Origin of the sequence: Rhizobium sp. BK377 (genome assembly GCF_014193935.1) — a bacterium.
In the GTDB taxonomy this organism is placed as follows: Bacteria; Pseudomonadota; Alphaproteobacteria; order Rhizobiales; family Rhizobiaceae; genus Rhizobium.
On the sequence record NZ_JACIAC010000005.1, the window covers coordinates 338,091 to 355,037 of the forward strand.

At 60.5% G+C, this 16,947-nt stretch carries 19 protein-coding genes; 15 read left to right on the forward strand and 4 right to left on the reverse strand.

What is annotated here, in order from left to right; translation table 11 throughout:
* Nucleotides 1-95: 95 nt before the first annotated feature.
* Nucleotides 96-752, forward strand: coding sequence for a GNAT family N-acetyltransferase (locus FHT92_RS21225; protein ID WP_183829009.1), 657 nt, complete (start codon nucleotides 96-98; stop codon nucleotides 750-752).
* Nucleotides 749-1,336: a GNAT family N-acetyltransferase gene (locus tag FHT92_RS21230; RefSeq protein WP_183829012.1), complete on the forward strand. Its 588-nt coding sequence runs from the start codon at nucleotides 749-751 to the stop codon at nucleotides 1,334-1,336. Before FHT92_RS21225 ends, FHT92_RS21230 begins: the two co-directional genes overlap by 4 nt.
* Before the next feature lie 35 nt (nucleotides 1,337-1,371).
* Here the strand turns inward: FHT92_RS21230 and FHT92_RS21235 are convergent, their stop codons facing one another.
* Nucleotides 1,372-2,238 (reverse strand): endonuclease/exonuclease/phosphatase family protein, encoded by an 867-nt coding sequence (locus FHT92_RS21235; protein ID WP_183829015.1) that lies wholly within the window; start codon nucleotides 2,236-2,238, stop codon nucleotides 1,372-1,374.
* Nucleotides 2,239-2,321: 83 nt separating this feature from the next.
* Here FHT92_RS21235 and obgE point away from each other — a divergent pair, with 83 nt between their 5' ends.
* The 7 genes from obgE (at nucleotide 2,322) to modC (ending at nucleotide 9,600) form a co-directional block, all read left to right on the forward strand.
* A complete protein-coding gene (gene obgE / locus FHT92_RS21240; protein ID WP_183749770.1) occupies nucleotides 2,322-3,392 on the forward strand; it encodes a GTPase ObgE in 1,071 nt (356 codons plus the stop codon).
* On the forward strand, nucleotides 3,385-4,554 hold the full coding sequence (proB, locus tag FHT92_RS21245; protein WP_183829018.1) for a glutamate 5-kinase: 1,170 nt from the start codon (nucleotides 3,385-3,387) through the stop codon (nucleotides 4,552-4,554). The genes obgE and proB overlap by 8 nt, the downstream gene beginning before the upstream one ends.
* Nucleotides 4,547-5,830, forward strand: a complete 1,284-nt coding sequence (locus FHT92_RS21250; protein WP_183829020.1) for a glutamate-5-semialdehyde dehydrogenase — start codon at nucleotides 4,547-4,549, stop codon at nucleotides 5,828-5,830. The genes proB and FHT92_RS21250 overlap by 8 nt, the downstream gene beginning before the upstream one ends.
* A 37-nt stretch (nucleotides 5,831-5,867) precedes the next feature.
* Complete coding sequence (locus FHT92_RS21255; protein ID WP_246715438.1) at nucleotides 5,868-6,467, forward strand: nicotinate-nucleotide adenylyltransferase; 600 nt, start codon at nucleotides 5,868-5,870, stop codon at nucleotides 6,465-6,467.
* A 496-nt stretch (nucleotides 6,468-6,963) separates the two neighbouring features.
* Nucleotides 6,964-7,755 carry a molybdate ABC transporter substrate-binding protein gene (modA, locus tag FHT92_RS21260; RefSeq protein WP_183829023.1) on the forward strand — a complete coding sequence of 264 codons (792 nt, stop codon included), beginning with the start codon at nucleotides 6,964-6,966 and terminating at the stop codon, nucleotides 7,753-7,755.
* 76 nt (nucleotides 7,756-7,831) lie between these two features.
* Entirely contained in the window at nucleotides 7,832-8,533 is a 702-nt protein-coding gene (modB, locus tag FHT92_RS21265; protein WP_183829026.1) for a molybdate ABC transporter permease subunit, read from the forward strand.
* Nucleotides 8,530-9,600 carry a molybdenum ABC transporter ATP-binding protein gene (gene modC, locus FHT92_RS21270; RefSeq protein ID WP_183829029.1) on the forward strand — a complete coding sequence of 357 codons (1,071 nt, stop codon included), beginning with the start codon at nucleotides 8,530-8,532 and terminating at the stop codon, nucleotides 9,598-9,600. Before modB ends, modC begins: the two co-directional genes overlap by 4 nt.
* Here modC and FHT92_RS21275 read toward each other — a convergent pair whose 3' ends face one another.
* The gene (locus FHT92_RS21275) at nucleotides 9,601-9,978 is read right to left on the reverse strand and encodes a winged helix-turn-helix domain-containing protein (RefSeq protein ID WP_183749763.1); all 378 of its coding nucleotides are present in this window, start codon (nucleotides 9,976-9,978) and stop codon (nucleotides 9,601-9,603) included.
* A 209-nt stretch (nucleotides 9,979-10,187) separates the two neighbouring features.
* On the opposite strand from FHT92_RS21275, the gene rsfS reads away from it, so the two are divergent.
* The 6 genes from rsfS to FHT92_RS21305 all read left to right on the forward strand — a co-directional run bounded on the left by rsfS (nucleotide 10,188) and on the right by FHT92_RS21305 (nucleotide 15,931).
* Entirely contained in the window at nucleotides 10,188-10,631 is a 444-nt protein-coding gene (rsfS, locus tag FHT92_RS21280; protein ID WP_183749762.1) for a ribosome silencing factor, read from the forward strand.
* 118 nt (nucleotides 10,632-10,749) lie between these two features.
* Entirely contained in the window at nucleotides 10,750-11,232 is a 483-nt protein-coding gene (rlmH, locus tag FHT92_RS21285; RefSeq protein WP_183749761.1) for a 23S rRNA (pseudouridine(1915)-N(3))-methyltransferase RlmH, read from the forward strand.
* Between the two features lie 154 nt (nucleotides 11,233-11,386).
* Nucleotides 11,387-12,796 carry a murein hydrolase activator EnvC family protein gene (locus tag FHT92_RS21290; RefSeq protein WP_183829213.1) on the forward strand — a complete coding sequence of 470 codons (1,410 nt, stop codon included), beginning with the start codon at nucleotides 11,387-11,389 and terminating at the stop codon, nucleotides 12,794-12,796.
* A complete protein-coding gene (locus FHT92_RS21295) occupies nucleotides 12,786-14,108 on the forward strand; it encodes a S41 family peptidase (RefSeq protein ID WP_183749760.1) in 1,323 nt (440 codons plus the stop codon). Before FHT92_RS21290 ends, FHT92_RS21295 begins: the two co-directional genes overlap by 11 nt.
* Before the next feature lie 77 nt (nucleotides 14,109-14,185).
* Complete coding sequence (locus FHT92_RS21300; RefSeq protein ID WP_183829032.1) at nucleotides 14,186-15,385, forward strand: divergent polysaccharide deacetylase family protein; 1,200 nt, start codon at nucleotides 14,186-14,188, stop codon at nucleotides 15,383-15,385.
* A 12-nt stretch (nucleotides 15,386-15,397) separates the two neighbouring features.
* Nucleotides 15,398-15,931 (forward strand): RNA pyrophosphohydrolase, encoded by a 534-nt coding sequence (locus tag FHT92_RS21305; protein ID WP_183749758.1) that lies wholly within the window; start codon nucleotides 15,398-15,400, stop codon nucleotides 15,929-15,931.
* Between the two features lie 89 nt (nucleotides 15,932-16,020).
* On the opposite strand, the gene bfr is transcribed toward FHT92_RS21305, so the two are convergent.
* On the reverse strand, nucleotides 16,021-16,506 hold the full coding sequence (gene bfr / locus FHT92_RS21310) for a bacterioferritin (protein WP_027512212.1): 486 nt from the start codon (nucleotides 16,504-16,506) through the stop codon (nucleotides 16,021-16,023).
* Entirely contained in the window at nucleotides 16,472-16,846 is a 375-nt protein-coding gene (locus FHT92_RS29370; RefSeq protein WP_246715436.1) for a (2Fe-2S)-binding protein, read from the reverse strand. The genes bfr and FHT92_RS29370 overlap by 35 nt, the downstream gene beginning before the upstream one ends.
* Nucleotides 16,847-16,947 lie beyond the last annotated feature (101 nt).

A 16,947-nucleotide genomic window follows, 5' to 3' on the forward strand; every position in this document is an offset into this window, starting at 1 on the left:
CATCGACCCGGCTGACCGTACCAGGTTCAGTCCAGAAAACAGGGGAGATGGGGCGCCATCTCCCCTTTTTCTTTGTCCAAACAGGAGGACTGAACATGCAAGGCGAATTGATAAGGGTCGACCAATCACGGTCAACCCGGGAAGACCAGCGGTCTTCCATGGAACGGCTGAGGCCGGAGCGGTTAAGGACCGATTGCCCCGTCTTGTTATCGGAAAGGCTCGTCATGCGCGCGCCCCACGAGGAAGACATTGACGCCCTTGCCCATCTCGCCAACAACGCCAAAGTCGCCACCATGGTATCGCGTATGCCGCACCCCTATACCGCCAATGATGCCGCCGACTTTGTTTGGCGTACGCGAAATGGCGAGATTGGCAAGTGCGTCTATGCCATCACCAAGGCCGAAAACGGCGCCTTCATGGGCTGCTGCGGCGTGGAGCCGCATACTGACGAAAAGACCGTCGAGATCGGCTATTGGCTCGGCGAACCCTATTGGAACCAGGGTTATATGACAGAGGCCTGCCATGCCCTCGTCGACATGGTATTCAGGACGCGGCAGCAGGTCGAGCAGATCGATGCCCGCTGCCGGGTCATGAACGTCGCCTCGCGCCGCGTCATCCAGAAGTGCGGCTTCCAGTTCCAGGGATCCGGTCTTGCCGCATCGCTGGCGCTCGGCAGCAACGTGCCGGTCGAATGGTACCGGCTCGACCGCAAGACCTGGATATCGCTGCGAAGCTGGGGGGCAATCTCATGAGTTCGGTTACCCTTCAGCGGCCCAAGAGCAAGCCCATGATGCCCGGCCCTGCGCCGGTCATCACGACGGCAAGGCTGACGCTTCGCCCGCACAGGCTGAGTGACGCTCCGGCGATCGCGGAATCACTTTCCGATTTCGCAGTCACCCGCATGCTGGCCCGCGTTCCCGCTCCCTACGACCGGCAGGATGCGCTGGATTGGCTGATCGCGGTCACGTCAGGCGTCATGCCTGACTGGAGTTTGGCGATCACCGGCAGTGATGATGTTCATATCGGCAATGTGTCGATCGAACTCCGTCACGGCCGCTGGCACCTCGGTTACTGGCTGAACCGCTACTACTGGCAGCGCGGCTACATGAGCGAGGCGGCGGAAGCAGCGCTGGAGCGTTTCTCACAGCGCATGCCTGACATTCCCGTTCATTCGGGCGTCTTTGCCGACAATCCTGCGTCGCTCCGGCTGCAGGAAAAGCTCGGTTTCCGGATGACCGGCTGCAGCGAAATCTACTCTTTCGCCCGCAATACCATGGTCGCCCATATCGAAACCGTGCTGCAGCCCGGCGCGCTGCAGCAGCAGAAAGTGGCCTGAATTAACGAGGACGCCGCGGCAAAAGCGGCGTCCTTTCAATCGCCGATCTCGACCCGCAGGGGAAAATGATCCGAACCTGGGGAATTCGTATCAATGACAGCCGATCTCAACCGGTCCTTGAGGCCGCAACTGACGAAACAGTAATCGATATGCATACGCCTGCCGTGATCTTCCGGATCCATCCAGCTGTAGCTGCCGGGCGTGTAGGCGCCAAGCGCCGCAAAAGCGTCGACGGGCGTGCCGATCCGCGCCGTACGGCCGTAAAACCCGTCAAAAGCGCCAGCGAAGGTGCAATATTCCGGCGATTCCGGCTCCATATTGAAATCGCCCATGATCACGTAATCCTCCGGCAGCAGCGGCTCAGGAAGCCCGAGTTCACAGGCTCCGGTCAGCGACGCGCCCTCCTGAATGAACGCATTGATGCGATCGCTGAGATAGTGGAGCTGCGCAATGCGCTCGTCGATCGAAACGTGGTCGAGATGAACGGAATAGACGCGGAGAGCACCCTCAGGTGTGGCAATGACGGATTCCGTCGCACCGCGCTGCAAATTGACCTTGTCGACCGTACGGCTGCGCGGCAGAAGCAGCGTTCGCGTCGACAGGATGGGCCATCGCGACAGGACCATATTGCCGAACTGGAAACGGGTGCCGCGCGGCAGGGGAACCTGGCCCTCCGGCGCCTCGACATGGATGTCGCAGGCCGCTCCATAGACCCAGAAATGGTCGGGAAACAAGGCCGCGATGATGGCGGGCATGTCGGCATAATCGTTGCGAATGAAACCTCTCGTCACCTCCTGCAGGGCGATGACATCAGCGCCTTCAAGACTTTCGGCGATGCGTTCCAGATCGTATCTGCCATCGAGACCGAAGCCGTACTGTATGTTATAGCTCGCAAAAATCACGATATTCTTTGACCTCCGCCTGAACCGCCTATATCGAGTGGGCCAAGAGGGGTCGCCCAAACGCACCGAGTACTGGAAGTAAAATGAAATTTCTCGATGAAGCAAAGGTCTATATCCGGTCGGGTGATGGCGGCGCGGGCAGCGTTTCCTTCCGCCGTGAGAAGTTCATCGAGTTCGGCGGGCCCGACGGAGGCGACGGCGGACGCGGCGGCGATGTGTGGGTCGAGGCCGTCAATGGCCTCAACACGCTGATCGATTTTCGCTATCAGCAGCACTTCAAGGCCAAGGTCGGCATGCACGGCATGGGCAAGAACCGCACCGGCGCCAATGGCGACGACGTGACGCTCAAGGTTCCCGTCGGCACGCAGATCTTCGAAGAGGATCAGGAAACCCTCATCTGCGACCTGACCGAGGAAGGCCAGCGCTTCTGCCTGGCAAAAGGCGGCAACGGCGGTTTCGGCAATGCTCACTTCAAGTCTTCAGTCAACCAGGCGCCGGATTGGGCCAATCCCGGACTTGAGGGCGAGGAAAAGACCATCTGGCTGCATCTGAAGCTGATTGCCGATGCCGGTCTCGTCGGCCTGCCCAATGCCGGCAAGTCCACCTTCCTCGCTTCGGTCACCCGCGCGCGCCCCAAGATCGCCAACTATCCTTTTACGACGCTGCATCCGAACCTCGGTGTCGCGACCATCGACAGCCAAGAATTCATCCTTGCCGATATTCCCGGTCTTATCGAGGGCGCACATGAGGGCGTGGGCATCGGCGACCGCTTCCTCGGTCATGTCGAGCGCACGCGCGTACTGCTGCATCTCGTCTCTGCCCAGGAGGAAAAGGTCGGCAAGGCCTACAAGACGGTGAAGCACGAGCTCGAAGCCTATGGCAACGACCTCGTCGACAAGCCGGAAATCGTCGCGCTCTCGCAGATCGACGTGCTCGACGATGCGACCCTGAAGAAGAAGGCGAAGGAACTCGCCAAGGCCTGCGGCAAGACGCCGTTCCTGATTTCCGCCGTCACCGGCAAGGGAATGACGGAAGTGCTGCGCGCGCTTCGCGACATCATCGTCGAAGCCAATACCGAGGAAAAGCCGGCCAAGACCCCTAAGCTGCGCCATCGCGACATGATCCTCAACGACGAGGACGAGAGCGATGAGTAGCCGCAAACCGCTGGATCGCTACCGCCGCGTCGTCATCAAGATCGGCTCGGCGCTCCTGGTCGATCGTAAGACCGGCCTGAAGAAATCATGGCTCGATGCCATGTGCGCCGATATCGCGGCGCTGAAGTCCAAAGGCGTCGATATCCTTGTTGTATCGTCAGGCGCTATAGCACTCGGCCGCTCGGTGCTCGATCTTCCCTCGGGCGCCCTGAAGCTGGAGGAAAGCCAGGCGGCGGCGGCCGTCGGCCAGATCGCGCTGGCACGTGCCTGGTCGGAAAGCCTGTCGCGCGACGATATCGTCGCCGGCCAAATCCTGCTGACGCTCGGCGACACCGAAGAGCGTCGCCGTTATCTCAACGCCCGCGCCACCATCAACCAGCTTTTGAAGATCGGCGCCGTGCCGATCATCAACGAGAACGATACGGTCGCGACCAGCGAAATCCGCTATGGCGATAACGACCGCCTGGCTGCTCGCGTCGCGACCATGACAGGCGCGGACCTGCTGATCCTTCTCTCCGATATCGACGGTCTCTACACTGCCCCGCCGCATCTCGATCCGAATGCGCAGTTCCTGGAAACCATTGAGGAAATCACCCCCGAGATCGAAGCCATGGCCGGTGGTGCGGCCTCCGAACTCTCACGCGGCGGCATGCGCACCAAGATCGATGCCGGCAAGATCGCGACGACTTCGGGCTGCGCCATGATCATCGCGTCAGGCAAGACGGAAAGCCCGCTTTCGGCAATCGAAAACGGTGCGCGCTCCTCCTGGTTTGCGCCTTCGGGCACGCCCGTCACCGCCCGCAAAACCTGGATTGCCGGACAGCTTCAGCCGGCCGGCATGCTGCATCTCGATGAAGGTGCCGTCACCGCACTCGGCGCCGGCAAGAGCCTGCTGCCCGCCGGCGTGCGCAGCATCTCCGGCAATTTCGCCCGCGGCGATACGGTTGCGATCATCGCCCCCTCCGGCCGCGAGATCGCCCGTGGGCTGGTCAGCTACGACGCAGAAGAAGCCCGCCATATCGCCGGCCGCAAATCGGCTGAAATCGAGGCAATCCTCGGTTATCCCGGCCGCGCCGCCATGGTCCATCGCGACGATATGGTGATGACGGCGCAGATCGGTTCGAAATCGGAAAGGCAGAAGAAGGACGCAAGCTATGCTTGATACGGTTGCGCTAAGCCCTGACATTGACGCGCTGATGAACGACATCGGCCGCAAGGCCAAGGCCGCCGCGCGACCATTGGGCTTTGCTTCCACCGATGCCAAGAACAAGGCTCTGAACGCCATGGCGGATGCCATCCTTGCGAACAAAGCCCATATCCTTTCGGAAAATGCGAAAGATTTGAAGGATGTCGAGGGCACGGACATGCTCGCCTCCTTCATCGATCGCCTGACGCTGAACGACAAGCGCGTCACGGAAATGGCCGAGGGCATCCGCGCGATTGCCGCTCTTTCCGATCCTGTCGGCGAAGTCATTGCTGCCTGGGAGCGCCCGAACGGCCTGAAGATCGAACGTGTCCGCACGCCACTCGGCGTCATCGGCGTCATCTTCGAAAGCCGGCCGAACGTCACGGCCGATGCCGGTGCGCTCTGCCTGAAGGCCGGCAATGCGGTGATCCTGCGCTGCGGTTCGGATTCGCGCCGTTCCTCGGCTGCGATCCATGCCTGCATGGTCGAGGGTTTGAAATTTGCCGGCCTGCCCGAACATGCGATTCAGCTTGTGCCCGTCACCGATCGCGCCGCTGTCGGCGCGATGCTTGGCGGGCTCGATGGTGCAATCGACGTCATCGTACCGCGCGGCGGCAAGAGCCTCGTTGCTCGCGTCCAGAGTGAGGCACGCGTACCGGTTTTCGCCCATCTCGAAGGCCTCTGCCATATCTATGTCGACGCCTCCGCCGATCTCGAAATGGCAAAAAACATCATCGTCAATGCCAAGATGCGCCGCACCGGCGTCTGCGGCGCGGCTGAAACGCTGTTGGTAGACAGTGCTGCCATCGGCACGCATCTGGCACCATTGCTCGAGGTTCTGACTGAAGCCGGCTGCGAGGTTCGCGGCTCGGCCGCGGTTCTCAACGTAGTTTCCGGCCTCAAGCCTGCGACCGAAGAAGACTGGTCGACCGAATATCTGGACGCGATCATTTCCGTTGCCGTCGTCGACGGCATTTCCGGCGCGATCGGCCATATCCAGAAATATTCGTCGAACCACACCGAAGCCGTGCTTGCCGAAGACCCTGAGGTCGTCGAGCGCTTCTTTACGGAGATCGACTCGGCCATTCTGCTGCACAACGCCTCCACCCAGTTTGCCGATGGCGGAGAATTCGGCATGGGTGCGGAAATCGGCATCGCCACCGGCAAGATGCATGCGCGCGGTCCTGTTGGCGTCGAGCAGCTCACCTCCTTCAAGTACCGCGTTCGCGGCAACGGACAGACGCGGCCCTGACGTGACCACAGAGCATGTAGACCGGCGCTATCTCCGCATGCCGCATAGCGAACGCGGCATGATCGTCGGTCTGTTCGGCGGCTCGTTCAATCCGCCGCATGAGGGCCATGTCCTGGTCGCCGAAATCGCCATCCGCCGCCTGGGGCTGGATCAGCTCTGGTGGATGGTGACACCGGGCAATCCGCTGAAAAGCCGCAATTATCTGGCACCTCTTTCGGAGCGTATAGCGCGCAGCGAGGCGATCGCGACCGACCCGCATATTAAGGTCACGGCATTCGAGCAGGCATTTGGCGTAAGCTACACGGCCAATACGCTTGCCCGGGTCAAGGCGCGCAATCCGCATGTGCATTTCATCTGGATCATGGGCGCCGATAGCCTGGAGAATTTCCACCGCTGGCAGAAATGGCAGAATATCGCTCGGACCTTTCCGATCGCGGTTATCGACAGACCAGGCTCGACCCTCTCCTACCTTTCCTCGAAAATGGCCAAGACCTTTGCTTTTGCCCGCATTGACGAGGATGATGCCCGTATTCTCTGGAAAAAACCGGCGCCCGCCTGGACCTTCATTCACGGTCCGCGCTCGACTTTGAGCTCGACAGCCATTCGTAACGGCGATCAGCACAAGGCCGCGGAATAAATCGGATTGTTTGAAAGTTCCCAGAAATGAAAAGCCCGACGCGGGAGGAGGTGCGTCGGGCTTAAAACTTGATCGACAACTGGGAGGAGGAGTGTTGTCGATCCTATCGGACGGCTATGGGAGGAGGAGAAGCCGTCGGATGATTGTCTTTTAGCACATTTGTTCAGAAGGTGAATATAGGTTGGTGCATTGCAGCAATGCTTATAATGCAAACCTCTGTGGGACAATACCGCCTTCGCTGCCAATTTAATCAGCAAAAACAGGTTGATCCAAACTGGCTCCTCAGATCTCTTGTCATTTACTACGTAGAAGCGCCACATTTTTTCCTCACGAGCTCTCGGCTCGAGGAGAGCCATGCACCTCACGAATGCGTGAAGAGACGGCGTGCAGAAAATTCGCGCTCCGCCAGCGTTATGTTTTACCAAATACAACTCTAGCCAAAGCTTACGTGGCGTTATATTCGTCTAAATATTTCGAATTCGGAAAGATAAAAATTATGCAGAGCCGCCGCCACTGGATGAAACTGGCAACCGCCGCGATCTCGGCCATCTGGCTTGGCGCAGCAGCGCTTTCGACGCCTGCCGCAGCCGCCGAAAAGGTAGCTGTCTTCGCCGCTGCAAGCCTCAAAAATGCGCTGGATGCGGCCAACGCCGCCTGGGCCAAGGAAAGTGGCAAGGAAACCGTTGTTTCTTATGCGGCAAGCGGCGCACTGGCAAAGCAGATCGAGAATGCAGCCCCGGCTGACGTCTTCATTTCTGCCGACCTGAACTGGATGGACTATGTCGCCGATAAAAAGCTGATCAAGGCGGACACACGCTCCAACTTGCTCGGCAACCGCCTCGTTCTGGTCGCTGAAAACGGCAAACAGAAACCGGTTGAAATCAAGGCGGGCTTCGATCTCACCGGCCTCCTCGGCGACGGCAAGCTCGCCATGGGTGAGCCGAAGTCGGTTCCGGCCGGCAAGTATGGCCAGACAGCGCTCGACAAACTCGGCGTCTGGAAGTCCGTCGAGACCAAGGTTGCCTATTCAGAAAGCGTGCGCGCCGCCCTCGCCCTCGTTTCCCGCGGCGAAGCACCGTACGGAATCGTCTATCGGACCGATGCGGCCGCCGATAAGGGCGTTGCAATCGTCGGCACCTTCCCGGCCAATTCCCACCCGCCGATCATCTACCCGGTCGCCCTGCTCGCCGGGAGCAAGAACCCGGATGCCGCTGCCTATCTCGACTTCCTGAAGTCGGACAAGGCTGCCCCATTCTTCACGGCGCAGGGTTTCACCATCCTGGAATAATTGCGCAATCGGCGCCCAGAGCCTAGCGTGAAGGGCTCGCTTCGGCGGCCTTCACTGTTTCGGAGAAGATGACGTTTTGGATATGTTCGGCTTGCGCGATGAGGAATGGACGGCGATCCTGCTGAGCCTGCGCATTTCCTTCGTCGCCATGGTGGCGAGCCTGCCGCTCGGCATCCTCGTCGCCTTGCTGCTTGCCCGCGGCCGCTTCTGGGGCAAGTCCGTCCTGAATGGCATCGTCCACCTGCCGCTGATCCTGCCACCTGTCGTGACCGGCTTCATCCTGCTAGTCCTTTTCGGCCGCCGCGGCCCGATCGGCAGCCTGCTAGATCAATATCTGGGCATCGTACTGTCCTTCCGCTGGACGGGTGCAGCGCTCGCGTGCGGCGTCATGGGCTTCCCGCTGATGGTGCGCAGCATCCGCCTCTCCATCGAAGCCGTCGACCGCAAGCTGGAGGAAGCGGCCGGAACCCTCGGCGCGAGCCCGGCCTGGGTCTTCCTGACCGTCACGCTGCCGCTGATCATTCCGGGCGTCATCGTCGGCATGATCCTCTGCTTTGCCAAGGCGATGGGCGAGTTCGGCGCCACCATCACCTTCGTCTCCAATATCCCGGGCGAAACGCAGACTCTGTCGACCGCCATCTATACCTTTACCCAGGTGCCGGGTGGTGACGCCGTCGCCATGCGGCTCACCCTCATTTCCATCGCCATTTCCATGCTGGCCCTGCTCGCTTCGGAATTCCTCGCCTATCTCGCCGGCCGGAGGATCGACCCGGAATGACGCTCATCGTCGAAGCAAGACATCGTCTTGGCGCTTTCGGGCTCGATGCCGCCTTCACCTCCGAACGCGGCGTGACGGCGCTCTTCGGTCGTTCCGGCTCCGGCAAGACCTCCATGATCCGCATCATCGCCGGCCTCACACGACCGACCGAAGGCCGGGTCCTGCTCGACGGCGAGGTGCTGACGGACACAGCAAAGGGCATCTTCGTTCCCCGGCACCGCCGCCGTTTCGGCTACGTCTTCCAGGAAGCGCGGCTTTTTCCGCATTTGAGCGTCCGGGCAAACCTCTCCTATGGCCCCTGGTTCACGCCGAAATCCGCACGCATTGAAAATTTCGATCAAGTCGTCGACCTGCTCGACATCGGCCAGTTGCTCGCCCGCAGCCCTTCAAAGCTGTCGGGGGGCGAGAAGCAGCGTGTCGCGATTGGTCGCGCACTGCTTTCTTCGCCGCGCCTGCTCCTGATGGACGAGCCCCTGGCCGCCTTGGACGAAGCCCGCAAGGCCGAGATTCTGCCCTATCTCGAGCGTCTGCGCGACGAGATGGATATTCCGATCGTCTATGTCAGCCATTCGATCTCCGAAGTCGCGCGCCTGGCAAATCGGGTCGTGGTCATGCGCGACGGCAAGGTGGAAGCCGCAGGCCCCGCAACAGAGATCCTCAGCCGTTCGTCGCTGCTCCCGGAAGACCGAAAGGAAGCCGGTGTCGTTCTGGAAGGCACGGTCGAAGATATCGATTTGGCCAATCGGATTTCGACGGTGCTGCTGAAGGCGGGCAGGCTCTATGTTCCGGGTGCTGCGCCGGCCATAGGCAGGCCCGTGCGCATCCATATCCCCGCCCGAGACGTGATGCTGGCAACGCGGAAGCCGGAAGGGCTGAGTGCCCTCAACATTCTGGAAGGAACCGTCACGCAGGTTTCACCAACGGAGGATGGAACCGTCGAGATCCGCCTCGATTGCACCGGCGACGCCGTGCTCTCGCGCATCACTGCCCTGTCCTGCGAGCGTCTGGGATTATATCAGGGCATGCTGGCTTTCGCCGTTATCAAGACGGTGGCGCTGCAAGCCTGATCAGCGCCGGCCGTCCGGCAGCGGATTGCGGTTGTTTTCCAGCCAGGCGAGATCATCGGCAAGGCTGGTGCGTACCGTCTTTTCCATGTCGCGAAAGCGCGCCAGCAGTTGCTCGCCGAACGGCGTCAGTGCCGCGCCACCACCCTTCTGGCCGCCACGCTGCGATTCCACCACCTGCGACTTGAACATGCGGTTCATCTCGGCAACCAGCATCCACGCACGGCGATAGGACATGTCCATTGCGCGGCCGGCCGCCGAGATGGAACCTGTCTCGCGGATATGCTCGAGCAGCTCCATCTTGCCGTGGCCGAGGCGATCGTCATCGGGAAAGGTGATTCGCAGGACGGGGGCGAGCGGATTTTTGGCAGTTTTGGTCATTTCGGTCAGTGTTTGCGGAAATCATCGACACTTTACGCCCTACCGCAAACGCTGTACACAGCCCCTCCATCTCGACCGAGGGTCGAAATCTTGATTTCGTGACGCCAAATGCGGCTTTCCGCCGTTCGCGCGCTGCGCCGCGTCTTGAAACGTTAATGGTTTGATGCCTATCTTAACCATGATCCGGTTGTACCGGATCCGTGTTGTGCATGGTTTGTCATTCCAGGAAAGGGAAAGCACTGACAACAGTACACGCCAAGGGAAAAACGCTTGCCGTTCTCCCGAAGGGTGCGGAACGTGGCGCCGATGCCGCCGCCCGTGCTCTGGAAGCCGTCCTCGTCAGCCTCGAGGACTCCAAAGCTGAAGATATCGTCACCATCAACATTGCCGGAAAATCGGCGCTTGGAGACTACATGGTTGTCGTCTCCGGCCGCTCGAACAGGCATGTCATGGCGATCGCCGATCATCTTCTGACCGATCTCAAGGACGAGGGCTTCGGTACAGCCCGCGTCGAAGGTCAGGAAGGTGGTGACTGGATCCTGATCGATACCGGTGACATCATCGTGCATGTGTTCCGTCCCGAAATTCGCGAGTTCTACAACATCGAAAAGATGTGGGCGGCTCCGGATATGGATGAGGAAACGCGGCACTGACAGGCAGCCCGGCATTCGTCCGGGGCCTGAGACGTGGTAACTGGCCGGGCCAGCTTTCAATCGCTGGCCGGTAAGTCCACATTGCGCTTCCAAAGCGCGGCATAGCAGGAGCGGATGAATGCGGATTGGTCTTTTTGCGGTGGGACGGCTGAAGTCCGGCCCCGAAAAGGATCTTGCGGCCCGTTATTTCGACCGTTTTGCCAAGGCCGGTCCTGCGGTCGGGCTGGAATTTTCTCGTATCGCCGAAGTGGCTGAAAGCCGCGCCTCCAATGCGGAGACCCGCAAGCGCGAGGAGGCGGCGATGCTGCAGAAGTCGCTCTCCGAAGGCGGCATCCTCATTCTCCTCGATGAACGCGGCAAGGCGCTGGACAGCGAAGCTTTCGCCAATCTCCTCGGCACCTATCGCGATCAGGGCAAACGCGACCTGACGATCGCGATCGGCGGCGCCGATGGCCTCGATCCTTCCCTCTACGACCGGGCCGACATGACCCTTTGCCTTGGCAAGATGACATGGCCTCATCAGATCGTCCGCACGCTGATTGCCGAACAGCTCTATCGGGCAGTGACCATCCTTTCCGGCCACCCCTACCATCGTGTTTGACGCGGCCAAAAACCCTCACGCAGCCGTGTTTTGCGTGACGACCTCTTCTCCTTCAAACTTTCTGGCCAATAGCCCCAAATCAGCTTAGGTTCCGGGCGATTTGAACGAGTAAACCCCGACACGCATGACGAGAGCTGCCCCCAAGCGATCCCGCCTGTTTTTGCCGGCCGTTGCCGCAGGGCTCGGTGCGGCCGTCATTGCCATTTCCGGAAACCCCTTTGCCGTACAGGCGCAGGACGCGCCGGCTCCGCCTGCGACAGCCGAACAGGCTGCCCCGGTCACGTCGGCCGAACAACCACCGCCTGACCCCGCCGCCGAACTGGCGAAGAAGCGCGACGAGACGCGGGCCGAGCTCGACAAGCTGTCGAAGACGATCAACCTCTCCTCGGACAAGGTGAGCGAGCTTCAAAGCAGCATCGACAATCTGGAAAAGAGCACAGCAAGCATTCGACAGGCATTGATCGATTCCGCCGCGCGCCGCAAAGGCCTGGAAGGCAAGATCCTCGACAGCGAGAAGAAGCTCGCCGAGCTTGGCGTCAAGGAAGACGGCATCCGACGTTCGCTGCACGAGCGCCGCGGCCTTCTGGCCGAGGTTCTTGCCGCATTGCAGCGCATGGGCCGCAACCCGCCGCCGGCCCTTCTCGTCACACCCGATGATGCGCTGGCTTCGGTTCGCAGCGCCATTCTGCTCGGCGCTGTCGTTCCTGGTATCCGCAAGGAGACCGAAAAGCTGGCAGCCGATCTCACCGATCTCGCGGCTTTGCAGACGGCAAGTGCCAAGGAGAAGGAAGGCCTGACTACCACCATGGCAAACAGCCTGGAGGAGGAGCGGCGCATGGACCTGCTGCTTGCCGAAAACGACAAGCTGAGCCGCACCAATGCCGCCGAACTGGAAGCCGAAAAGCTGCGGTCCCAGGAACTGGCAAGCAAGGCAACGACGCTCGAAAGCCTCGTCGCCTCGATGGAAACGGAGATCGCCTCCGTGCGCGATGCTGCCGCTGCCGCCAGGCAGGCAGAGGAAAACCGCAAGCTCCTGACCGACGAGCAGCGCGCTCAGGCAAAGGCTTTGGCTGACAGCGGAGTGCCCGATAAAAACCGCATTGCGCCCGCATATCCTTTCGGAGATTTGAAGGCGAAGCTGGAGCTGCCTGTGGCAGGCGATATTCTGCGCCAGTTCGGGGATGCCGATGGCACCGGACACGAGGCGATGGGAATGACGGTCGCGACCAATCCGGAAACGGTGATCACGGCGCCTGCTGACGGGCTGGTGGTTTTTGCCGGTGCTTTCCGCAGCTATGGCCAGATGATCATCCTTGATGCCGGCGACGGATACCACCTGGTTCTCTCAGGCATGGATACGATCAGCACCCGTCAGGGAAAATTTGTTTTCTCCGGCGAACCCCTGGCTGTGATGGGTGCGAAAAGAGTGGCAAGCGCAACCGCATTGGCGCTGGAAACAGATCGGCCAACGCTTTACATTGAGTTTCGAAAGGACGGTAAACCGGTCGATTCCCGGCCGTGGTGGACCGCCAAAGACACTGGAAAGGCACGCAATGATTCGTAGGGCTTCTCTTGTTCTGGTCGGCGCCCTGATGGGCGCGACCGCAATGAGCGTCATTTACTCCGCAGGCGTGCCTGCAGAGGCGGCGGGCGCATCGACCTATAAGGAGCTTTCGGTATTCGGCGACGTCTTCGAACGCGTGCGTGCACAATACGTAACGCCGCCGGCCGAGGATAAGCTGATCGAAAGCGCCATCAACGGCATGCTGTCCTCGCTCGATCCGCATTCCAGCTACATGAATGCGAAGGACGCCGAAGACATGCGCACCCAGACCAAGGGCGAGTTCGGCGGCCTCGGCATCGAAGTCACCATGGAAGACGAGCTCGTCAAGGTCATCACCCCGATCGACGATACTCCGGCTGCCAAAGCAGGCGTTCTGGCCGGCGACTATATTTCCGAGATCGATGGCCAGTCCGTCCGCGGCCTGAAGCTCGAAGACGCCGTCGAAAAGATGCGCGGCGCGGTCAATACGCCAATCAAGCTGACGCTGATCCGCAAGGGTGCCGACAAGCCGATTGAATTGACGATTGTTCGTGACGTCGTTGCCGTCCAGGCTGTGAAGTCGCGCGTCGAGGATGATGTCGGCTATCTGCGCGTCATCTCCTTCACCGAAAAGACCTATCCCGATCTCGAAAAGGCGATCACCAAGATCAAGGCGACCGTTCCGGCTGACAAGCTCAAGGGCTTCGTCCTTGACCTGCGTCTCAACCCCGGGGGTCTGCTCGATCAGGCGATCAATGTTTCCGACGCCTTCCTGCAGCGCGGCGAAGTCGTGTCCACCCGGGGCCGCAATCCGGACGAAACCCGCCGCTTCAACGCCGGTCCGGGCGATCTGACGGATGGCAAGCCGCTGATCGTCCTCATCAACGGCGGCTCGGCTTCCGCATCGGAAATCGTTGCCGGCGCCCTGCAGGATCTGCGCCGTGCCACCGTTCTCGGCACGCGTTCATTCGGCAAGGGCTCGGTGCAGACCATCATTCCGCTTGGCGAAAACGGCGCGCTGCGCCTGACGACGGCGCTTTATTACACGCCATCGGGCCGCTCGATCCAGGGTACCGGCATCACGCCTGACATCAAGGTGGAAGAACCCCTTCCCGCCGATCTCCAGGGCAAGATGGTGACCGAGGGCGAATCCGCCCTGCGCGGCCACATCAAGGGCCAGAGCGAGACCGACGAAGGTTCGGGCTCGGTCGCCTACGTCCCGCCGGATCCGAAGGACGACGTCCAGCTCAACTACGCGCTCGACCTGCTGCGAGGCAAGAAGACCGATCCGTCATTCCCGCCGAACCCGGATAAGGCCGTCGTCGCCAAGTAATTCATCGATCTCAAGGCCGGGCAACACGCCCGGCCTTGAGACTTTCTGCTGTTTCCCGGTTTTGGAGTGGCAAGGAATTGGGAACGGACCTGCATGCACCCCTGGGCCGCAACCGCAAGGCCGCCCGCAAGCGCCCTGGCATATTGCGGATCGGGCAGATTGCTTCGAGTATCTGTCTTGTCGCGATTGGCGGCTTTTCCCTTTACACGGCATTTCGCAGTGATGGCCTTGAGCAATCGAAGCCTCCGGCGCAGCAGGACTCGTCCGCCGCCCCGCCCACCGATACGATCCAGCAACCTTCAACCTCGGGCAATCAGGCGGCAAACGGTGCGCCGCGTTCGGAGCCGAACTCAGGCGCCAACGTGGAGCGCATGGTCACCGGGGATGGCTCTGCCGTTACCAAGTATAGCCCCCGATCCCGCGACGGCAGCGGCCCGGTTCTGGTCGATGCCATGCAAATCGGCCAGGACCCCCGCATGGCGGCTATTCCCAACGACGACCTGCTCGAAGAAACGCCCTTCGGCCGGCTGCCGATCACAGGTTCCGATGGCCGGCGACCAATGGATCAATATGCGCGGCCGTGGTCCGGCACGCGCGGCATCCGGATAGCAATCGTCCTCAGCGGCCTCGGTCTCAGCCAGACCGGCACGCAACGGGCCATACAGCAATTGCCGGAGGAGATAACCTTCGCCTTTGCCGCCAGCGGCAACAGCCTGCAGCGCTGGATGCAGGATGCCCGCCGCGGTGGACACGAAATATTGCTGCAGGTGCCGCTGGAGCCATTTGATTATCCAGCGAATGATCCAGGACCGGATACGCTGCTGACGTCGAGGCCCGTCGCGCGCAACCTCGAAAGCCTGCATCGGGCCATGGGCGAAATCACCAATTACACCGGCATCATGAACTATCTGGGCGGACGTTTCCTCTCCGATCCCAAGGCGATGGAACCGGTCATGCGGGATATCGGCAAGCGTGGGCTGCTGTTCCTCGACGATGGCACTTCGGCGCAATCCAAGACGGCTGCGGTCGCCAAGGGCACGGAACTTCCCTACGCTTTCGCCGACCTGCAACTGGATGGCCAGGTCGATGTGAACACCATCCTGCAGAAGCTCGATGAACTGGAGCGCATCGCCCGCCGCAATGGCCAGGCGATCGGTGTTGCCTCGGCTTTCGACGAGAGCATTGACGCAATCTCCAAATGGAGCGAGGAAGCGACCATGCGCGGCATCGAGATTGTCGGCGTCGCAGCACTCGTCAACGACCCCAAGAATCCTTGAGCGGAGAGAACCATGAGCGAGGCGACCGTAAAAGCCGAGGACCTGCCCTATCGCCCCTGCGTTGGTGTGATGATCCTCAACCGCGAGGGCCTCGTCTGGGCCGGGCGGCGCATTCCCGACGGCAATTCCGAATATGACGGCTCTCCCCAGCTCTGGCAGATGCCGCAGGGCGGCATCGACAAGGGCGAGGACCCGCTGGAGGCGGCCTATCGAGAACTCTACGAAGAAACCGGCATCAGGTCCGTCACCTTGCTCGCCGAGGCCAAGGACTGGATCAATTACGACCTTCCGCCGCAGCTGATCGGCATCGGCTTAAGGGGCAAATATCGTGGCCAGACCCAGCGCTGGTTCGCCTTTCGCTTCGAGGGCGACGAAAGCGAGATCGCCATCAACCCGCCCCCCGGCGGCCATGAGCCGGAATTCAATGCTTGGGAATGGAAGCCGATGGAAGAGCTGCCCGGCCTGATCGTTCCCTTCAAGCGCGCCGTCTATGAACGGGTCGTGGCGGAGTTCAGCCACCTCTCAAGCTTGACCCCGGAAGATTGAACAGCATAGGCCGAAGCATTCATCGATGCGCCAAAACGAAACCGGCCGCCCAAGAGGCGGCCGGCTGAGAGGAGATTGTCGATAGCGCGTTATTCGGCTTCGTTGGCCGAGTCTGCGTTGAGCTGGCCGTACTTCGCTTCTCCGATCTTTTCGAGCAGGTCGAGCTGCGTTTCGAGGAAATCGATATGGCCTTCCTCGTCTGCCAGCAGCTCTTCGAAAAGCTTCATGGAAACATAGTCGCCGGCGTCATGACAGATATCGCGCGATTTCTTGTAGGCGGTGCGGGCGTCATATTCTCCGGCAAGATCGGCCTCGAGAACTTCCTTGACGTTCTGACCGATGCGCAGCGGCGCAAGCGTCTGTAGATTGGGATGGCCTTCGAGGAAGATGATGCGCGCGACCAGCCGGTCGGCATGATGCATTTCCTCGATCGATTCGGCGCGCTCCTTCTTGGCGAGCTTGGTGTAGCCCCAGTCCTCGAGAAGACGATAGTGAACCCAATACTGGTTGACCGCACCGAGCTCTAAAAATAGAGCCTCGTTAAGCCGCTCGATGACCTTTTTGTCGCCTTTCAATGTCCGCTCTCCTGTTTTCTTCATGGAATTTTCTCAGGCGCGACATGAAATCAAATATTTCCGATTCCGTCGAGTGGCGGCGGGCATGATAATCTTCGGTTGTCTGGATGATGATATCGACAACGTTCGGGAAACAACCGCAGCAGCGGCCGCGTTTGGCCATGGCGTGATAGACCTTCGCCGGCACGATAAGCTGCCAGCAATCCTCATCGAGAAGATTGTTGATGACGTCCCGGATTTCCTTGTCGGTTATGTAATTGCAACTGCAGACGAGCACGTCTTCATTCCAAACATGACACTTACTATCGTGTTTTCTGCAAAAGAAGATAGGAACTGTCAAGAAAAATCGCGACCCTCATTCGATCACGATTCCGCAGCGGGACATCACACACCGGCGAGCTTGTTCGTAAGTCCTTAAGAAGCATCAATTTCCAGGCCGCG